Origin of the sequence: Clostridium thermobutyricum (assembly GCF_000371465.1) — a bacterium.
GTDB lineage: Bacteria > Bacillota > Clostridia > Clostridiales > Clostridiaceae > Clostridium > Clostridium thermobutyricum.
In genome coordinates this window covers 2,905,906-2,914,486 of sequence record NZ_KB850956.1, presented here as the reverse complement: position 1 = coordinate 2,914,486, position 8,581 = coordinate 2,905,906, and the positions used below count along the sequence as shown (strand labels likewise).

General features: G+C 27.2%; 5 protein-coding genes and 1 other annotated feature. All 5 genes read right to left on the bottom strand.

Annotation, left to right across the window (positions count from 1 at the left end):
- Nucleotides 1-469 precede the first annotated feature (469 nt).
- Nucleotides 470-1,579 carry a glucose-1-phosphate adenylyltransferase subunit GlgD gene (gene glgD / locus HMPREF1092_RS13655; protein WP_002599248.1) on the bottom strand — a complete coding sequence of 370 codons (1,110 nt, stop codon included), beginning with the start codon at nt 1,577-1,579 and terminating at the stop codon, nt 470-472.
- A 21-nt stretch (nt 1,580-1,600) separates the two neighbouring features.
- Nucleotides 1,601-2,761 carry a glucose-1-phosphate adenylyltransferase gene (locus HMPREF1092_RS13650; RefSeq protein ID WP_002599247.1) on the bottom strand — a complete coding sequence of 387 codons (1,161 nt, stop codon included), beginning with the start codon at nt 2,759-2,761 and terminating at the stop codon, nt 1,601-1,603.
- 154 nt (nt 2,762-2,915) lie between these two features.
- Entirely contained in the window at nt 2,916-5,351 is a 2,436-nt protein-coding gene (locus HMPREF1092_RS13645) for a glycogen/starch/alpha-glucan phosphorylase (protein ID WP_002599246.1), read from the bottom strand.
- 30 nt (nt 5,352-5,381) lie between these two features.
- Nucleotides 5,382-6,809: a glycogen synthase GlgA gene (glgA, locus tag HMPREF1092_RS13640; RefSeq protein WP_002599245.1), complete on the bottom strand. Its 1,428-nt coding sequence runs from the start codon at nt 6,807-6,809 to the stop codon at nt 5,382-5,384.
- A 245-nt stretch (nt 6,810-7,054) separates the two neighbouring features.
- Nucleotides 7,055-8,350, bottom strand: coding sequence for a SulP family inorganic anion transporter (locus HMPREF1092_RS13635; RefSeq protein WP_002599244.1), 1,296 nt, complete (start codon nt 8,348-8,350; stop codon nt 7,055-7,057).
- 152 nt (nt 8,351-8,502) lie between these two features.
- Nucleotides 8,503-8,581 (bottom strand) — a sequence feature (5S ribosomal RNA rRNA prediction is too short).

The window sequence follows — 8,581 nt, the reverse complement described above, 5'->3', positions numbered from 1 at the left end:
TAATCTTTTAGCTCTTAAAACTTACTTATAAAAGAATTGCTGGTTTAAGTTTGCTTATATATTATTCTGTTCAATTTTCAAAGACCATTTTTTCTTATCGCTCTCAGCGACTTGTTTAGTATATTACTTATATTTAATATTGTCAATACTTTTTCGATATTTTTTTAATATTTTATTTTGTATATTTTTTTAAAGACCTTTTCTATATTAATCATATTCCTATTTTCCAAATTTATTTAGTGCTCAGATTATGTAAAATTGTAATTTATACTCAAAATATTTATTATATATTTATTTTCCTTTTAAATATAACTAACATTGTGGTATGCTAACCTAATTAATAAAAAAGACTTTAAAGTCATAAACACTTTAAAGCCTTTAGTTGTTATTTCAATATATTTAATATTTATAAATATATAATATTTATTTGCCAACAAACCTCAAAATAGGATTTATGAAATAAGTATTTTTAATATTTAAAATTTCGTGGATATATCACCATTGGAAAATTCTTAGTTCCAATATATTTTTCATTTCCTCCTATTTCCATTCCTTTTTCAATTATCATATTGTTAATCTCTGAATTAGCCTTAATAACTGCATTTTGCATTAATATACAACCTCTTAATTTTACTCCTTTCGCAACGTGTACGCTTCTTCCTATAATACAATCCTCAACCTCTCCCTCTATATAAGATCCATTAGCTATTATTGAATTTTTTACTACACTGTCTTCTGTATATTGTGTTGGTGCACAATCTTTAGATTTAGTGTAAATTAAATCTTTATTACAGAATATTTCATGGCTTATATCTTCATCTAAAAAATCCATATTAGTTTTATAATATTCTTCTAATGTATTTATGCAACTTACATACCCTTCAAATTTATGAGCATAAACCTTTAGACTTTTTAATTTCGAATGTATAAATTGTTTTACTTTTCTATATTCTCCACTTCTTATAGAGTCATATACTATATCAATAAATATCTCCGTTTTCATTAGATACATTTCCATACTTATATTAGCATGTTTTTTTTCTCCTAAATTTTCTCCAACACTTATAACTCTATTTTTTTCATCTATATTTAAAACATCACAATCAATAAATGATTTGTCCGCATTATTCACCTCTTTATAAATAACTGTAATATCATTATCGCTTTTTTTGTGATTATATATTATTTCGCTATAGTCTATATTACATATCATATATGAAGGAGCTAATAATACATATTCTTTTCTACTATATTTAACAAAAGCTATATTATCTAAAAAATTATGAACATCTTCATAATAAGGTTCATTATCTCCAAAGTTAAACACTTTAAGTCCATCTTTTTTTCTATGCAAATCCCAAGGTCTACCATTAGTTAAATGATCCATTAATGATCTCGATTTATTTTTAGTAAATATTCCTATACATTCAATTCCCGAATTAGTCATATTCGATAATACAAAATCGATAATCCTATACTTTCCTGCTATTGGAACAGAACCTAGTACTCTTTTTTTTACTAGTTCCCCCATTCCTTTTTCATTTTCATCTAAGTTTATTATTCCTATGCAATCTTTCATCTTCCTTTCACTCTCCATAAATTAAAGTTTATATTCTGAATCTATCCTACTTCCTTTTTTTATATATTCTTTAGAAGCAACAACTGCTATTTCTTTTCCATTTCCAATATGAGATTCTTTTCCTATTTTTGCATCTGCTCCTATTATTGCCTTTTCTATTACTACATCATCTTCTATATAAGCATTATTCATTATTACAGAATTTTTTATTATTGTATTTTTTCCAATATGAACTCCTTGAAAAAGTACAGAATTTCTTACTTTTCCTTTAACTACACATCCTTCAACAACTAAAGTATTTTTAACACTAGCATCTTTTCCTATCATTTGTGCTGGACTTACAGGATTTTCAGAATATATTTTCCACTCATCATTATGAAGACATAGTTCATTATCATCTTTCAATAAATCCATATTTGCTTGCCAAAGACTTTCTATAGTTCCCACATCTTTCCAATACCCCTTGAAAGGATAAGCAAATAACTTATTATTCTCTTCTAACATCTTTGGAATTATATTCTTTCCAAAATCATTATTCGATAATGGATTCATTTCATCTTCTAATAGATGCTTTTTTAAGTTTTCCCAATTAAATATATAAATTCCCATTGAAGCATTTGTGCTCTTTGGGAACATTGGCTTTTCCTCAAATTCATAAATAGATAGATCTGGATTTGTATTCATTATACCAAATCTAGTTGCCTCTTCTTTAGAAACATTTATTACTGCAATAGTTGCATCTGCTTCTTTCTCTTTATGAAAATCTAACATTTTAGAATAATCCATTTTATAAATATGATCTCCTGATAATACAAGTACATATTTTGGATTATAGCTATCTATATATTCTATATTCTGATATATTGCATTTGCAGTTCCCTTATACCATTTTCCTCCATCTTCTTCTTGATATGGTGGTAATATACTAACACCACTTCCTCTTCTATCTAAATCCCAAGGACTTCCTATCCCTATATGTGAATTTAATTCTAAAGGTTTATACTGAGTTAATACTCCTACAGTGTAAATTCCTGAATTTGAACAATTACTCAAAGGAAAATCTATTATTCTATACTTTCCTCCAAAAGGCACTGCTGGCTTTGCTAGGTTTTTTGTTAAAACTCCAAGTCTTGAGCCTTGTCCTCCTGCTAATATCATTGCAATCATATTATTCTTATTCATATCCACTCTCCTCTCATATGTTGCTTTACTTTCTGTATCAATAAAACATATGTCAGGATTTTTAGATTTATACATAAGTTTTTAAAATCAAAATAAGGTTGTCTAAAATCTAAACAACCTTATTTCTCAATTTAAACATGAACTAATTTTTATATTATAAATTTTTATATATAAGCTCTGATCCCCAAATTCCTGTTGCATATTCTGATATTGTTCTATCTGATGAAAATATTCCTGAATGTGCTATATTTATTCCACATTTTCTTTGCCATTTATATAAATCTCTAAATTCATCATCAACTCTAGAATTTGTTTCTATATAGGAATCAAAATCTTTTAAAACAAAGAACTCATCATTATAAGTTATTAAATTATCATATATTGGTCTAAACCTTTCTTTATCAGAACAATATCTTCCATTTATTAAATCATCTATTACTGCTCTTATTCTCTGATCATCTCTATAATATTCATAAGATGAATATCCACCATATTTGTAATAATCTAATACCTCTTGCGATTGCAATCCAAATATAAATATATTATCTAATCCAACTTCATCTTTTATTTCTATATTTGCCCCATCTAATGTAGCTATTGTTAATGCACCATTCATCATAAATTTCATATTTGAGGTTCCTGATGCCTCTTTAGTAGTAGTTGATATTTGCTCACTTAAATCAGTAGCTCTAATTATTTCTTCTGCTAAAGAAACTCTATAGTTATCTAAAAATACTACTTTCATTTTTTCATTAACTCTCTTATCATTATTTATTACATTAGCAATCTTATTTATTAATTCAATTGTATTTTTTGCTAAGTAATAGCTAGGAGCTGCTTTCCCTCCAAATATAAATGTTCTTGGAACCATATCCTTATTAGGATTTGCTAAAATCTCATTATATAAATGCATTATTTTTAAGCAATTTAAACTTTGTCTCTTATATGCATGAATCCTTTTTACCTGAACATCAAAAATTGAATCAGGATCTATTATTATCCCTTTTGTATTTAAAATTGTTTTTGCAAGCTTTTCTTTATTTAATCTTTTTATTTTTGCAAGTTCTAATTGAATTTCTTTTTTATGCACTTCAGCTTCAAATTTAATTAAATCTGTTGGATGCTTTATAAATCCATCTCCTATTGTATTTTTAAGAAGTCTAGTCAATTGTGGATTACTTTTTATAAGCCATCTTCTATGAGTTATTCCATTGGTTTTATTATTAAATTTATTTGGATAAAAATAATATAAATCTTTCATTTCCTGTTTCTTTAAAATTTCAGTATGAAGCTTGGCAACCCCATTTACACTATGACTTCCTACTACTGCTAAATGAGCCATTCTAACTTGTCCATCAGCTATGATTGCCATTCTAGAAATCTTATCCCATTGACCTATATATTTATTCCAAAGTTCTTGACAATACCTTTTATTTATTTCTTCAACTATCATATAAATTCTTGGTAAAAGTGTCTTAAACATATCTATTGGCCATTTCTCTAATGCCTCTGCAAGTATTGTGTGATTTGTATAAGAAATAGTTCCAGTAGTAATCTTCCAAGCCTCTTCCCATCCTAATCCTTCTTCATCTAAAAGTATTCTCATTAATTCTGGAATAGCTAATGTTGGATGAGTATCATTTATATGAATAGCTATTTTTTCATCTAGATTTTCTATTTTTCCTCCATGTTTCTTATAATGCCTAATTATACTTTGCACTCCAGCAGATACAAAGAAATATTGTTGTTTAAGCCTTAATATTTTCCCTTCATATTGAGTATCATTTGGATATAAAACCTGTGAAATTGCTTCAACTGAATTTTTATATTCTAAAGCTTTTAAAAACTCACCTCTACTAAATGAAGAAAAATCAAATTCATCACTTACAGTTTCTGCACTCCAAAGTCTTAAATTATTTATTGTCTCATGTTCATATCCTACTACTGGAGTATCATAAGGAATAGCTAAAATAGGTTCATAATTTACATGAGTAAACTTCATAACACCATTTACTTCTTCTGTAATTACTTCTCCACCAAACTTTACTATTTCTTTTTTATCTTGTTTTCTTTTCTCCCATAGATTTCCGTCTCTTAGCCAATTATCTGAAACTTCAACTTGCTTATCATCTACTATTCTTTGTTCAAAAAATCCATATTTATATCTAATTCCACAACCATGCCCTGCAATATTAAGTGATGCCATAGAATCAAGAAAGCAAGCTGCTAGCCTTCCTAATCCTCCATTACCTAATCCTTGGTCATGTTCTAAGCTTTCTAATTCTCCTAAATCTATTCCTAAATCTTTTAATGCCTCTCTACAGACATCTCTTATTCCTAAATTTAATAGAGCATCTCCAAGAAGTCTTCCTAATAAAAACTCCATTGAAAAATAATAAATTTGTTTTTCTCCACTATTATTATATTTCTTTGTAGTTTCTACCCACTTTTCGCCTACATAATCTTTTACCAAGTTACCTAAAGCTTCATATTTTTTATAACTATTACCCTCACCTAGTTCTTCCCCATGAATTTCAAGAAATTTTTTTAAATAAGCCTTTTTGAATTCTTCTTTTCCGATATTTATCATAAAAATATACCCCCTATTTATAAGGATTATCTAAAATCTCTCATATAATTTTAAATAATCCTTTGCGGATTTTTCCCAGCTATTATTTGAATCTAAAGCTTGTTTTATTATAGAATTCCAAACATCTTTATTTTTAAATGTATCTAATGCCTCTTCAATAATATTTACCATTTCATAAGCATTATAATTCTTAAAACTAAAACCATTTCCTTTTCCAGTATATTTATTAAATGCTGAAATTGTGTCTTTTAATCCCCCAGTTTCTCTAACAATAGGTATAGAACCATATCTTAAAGCTATAAGTTGTCCTAATCCACAAGGTTCAAATAAAGAAGGCATTAAAAACATATCTGAAGCTGCATATATTTTATGTGCTAAAGAGTCATCAAAAAATATATTTGCAGATACCTTTTCTCTATACCTATATTGTAAATTTTTAAAATGTTCTTCAAAATGATGATCCCCTGTTCCTAGAATTATTAATTGTACATCTCTTTGTAAAATTCTATCAATCATAGAGACAATTAAATCAAGTCCTTTTTGGCTTGTAAGCCTTGATACTATTCCAATTATAGGTATATCTTCATTTACCTTAATTCTAAGTTCTTTCTGGAGATTTATTTTATTTTCTTTCTTACCTTGTTCGTAATTATTTCTATTAAATTGACTATATATAAATTTATCATTTTCAGGATTATATTCATCATAATCTATTCCATTTAGTATTCCATGTAATGCATAAGCTCTTTCATTTAATATAGAATCCATTCTCTCTCCATATTCAACAGATTTTATTTCATCTACATAAGAATTACTGACAGTAGAAATTATATCAGAATACATAATTCCACCTTTCATAAAGCTTATCCCATCATCAAATGCTAAACTTCCATTATAATAGGGTTCTAAGTCATATCCAAATAATTCAGTTAATATATTTTTATCAAAAGTTCCTTGGAATTTTAAATTATGAATTGAAAATACAGTTTTCATATTACAATAAAATAAATGTCTTGAATACTCTAACTTTAATAAAACAGGTATCATTCCTGTATGCCAATCATTACAATGGATAACATCAGGCTGATAATCAATCTCTTTCATGAACTCTAATACAGCTCTAGTAAAAAAAGCAAATCTCTCACCATCATCTACATATCCATACATTCCTTCCCTTCCAAAATAATATTCATTATCTAAAAGATAATATTTAACTCCTTCATAATCATATTCAAATATTCCACAATATTGATTTCTCCAGCCAACTTTGACCATAAACCATTTTATAAATTTAAGTTTATTATTTAATTCCTTATTTATATTTTTATATTTAGGAATTACAACTCTTGCATCCACTCCATTCTTAACTAACTCCTTTGGTAATGCTCCTAATACATCTCCAAGTCCTCCACTTTTAATAAAAGGATTTGCCTCTCCTCCAACATATAAAACTTTCATTTATATTAACTCCTTCTATACTATATTCTTATATTTCAAAACTTATTTTTCTTTCAATTTCATAAAAATTGTACCTATTAATTGAATCTTAATTTTAATACCCCATCCTAACCCATAGGTACATTAATATTTTACAAATACTATCCCTCCCCTAAATTATAGATTTACTTATACATATTATTCTTAATTAATTTTATTTAGAATAAAAAAAATTACGTTGAGTACTATTCAACGTAATTTTAAAATTATGCAATCCCAATTTTTTTATTTCTTATTTTAATTCTATTAGTATGAATTTTATTATTTATTATTTTAACTCTAATTAAATGAACTATCATTGCTATTGCTATTGCAATAACTAAATTAACACATACAGTCAGTATAAGAGTTAAAATAAGTTCAAATCCACTAGCTTTATCTTCTTTAATAAGCTTTATACAATCACTAAAATTCCCCATATTATATGAAACCACTATAAGTATAGCTGCTAATACAGTTAAAGGAACATATTGAAGAAGTGGTACACATATAAGAAGAATAAATAATAATATTCCAGCATGAACTAATCCAGCTAACGGTGTTCTTCCTCCGTTTTTTATACTTGCAGTTGTTCTAGCTATTGCTCCTGTAGCTGGTATTCCTCCGAATAAAGAAGATACTATATTGGCTATCCCTTGACTTATAAGCTCAGTATTTGAACTATGTTTTTCTCCTATCATATCATCTGATACTACAGCTGTAAGTAATGCTTGTATGTATCCTAAAAATGCTATAGTTATAGATGGTAGTATAAGATTTTTAATATTAATTATTCCAAAATCCGGTAATTCAGGCATAGGAATTGAGGAGCTAATGTGTCCAAAAGAGCTACCAATTGTATCTACATTTATATTCATAAACTTTACAATTAATGTAACTACTATTAATGCAATTAAATAACTAGGTATGATTCTATTTACTTTAGGAAATGTAATTATTATTAATATAGATATTAACCCTAATATTAAGGTAGTTATACTTACGGTTTTAAATGATAAAATATATAAATTCCATTTTCCAAAAAAGCTAACAGGAAGCTTACCAGTTCTAAGACCAAAAAACTCTTGTATTTGGGCACTAAATAAAACTACTCCTATTCCTGCTGTAAAGCCCAAAATTATACTTTTAGGTATAAATCTAATCAAATTTCCTAAACGAAATAATCCTAAAATAATTAAAATAAATCCAGCCATTAAAGTTGATATTATTAATCCGGTAAAACCATATTTTTGAATTACTCCATAAACAATTACAACAAACCCTCCTGTAGGTCCTCCTATTTGAACTCTACTTCCACCAAAAATAGAAACACATAAGCTTGCTAAAATTGCAGTTAAAAGTCCTTTTTCTGGACTAACTCCTGATGAAATTCCTATAGCAATAGATAATGGCAATGCAATAATAGCAACAACACTTCCTGCTATAACATCATTAATAACTTGTTCTTTTGTCAATAATTTTTTTCTGTTTTGAATCATAGAAAAAAATTCTGGTTTTTTCATTTATAAAAATTCCCCCCTTGATTTTTAACCGCGTAAATAAGAGACAGATTCTAATTATCTGTCTCATATCATATAAATTTTTTGTAAATTAATTTTATCCATGAAAAAAAGGATAGTATAAACTATCCTTATCTCTTTCTCACTTGGCAACTTCCTACTCTCCCACACAGTCTCCCATGCAGTACCATCGGCGTTATAGAGCTTAACTTTCCTGTTCGGAATGGGAAGGAG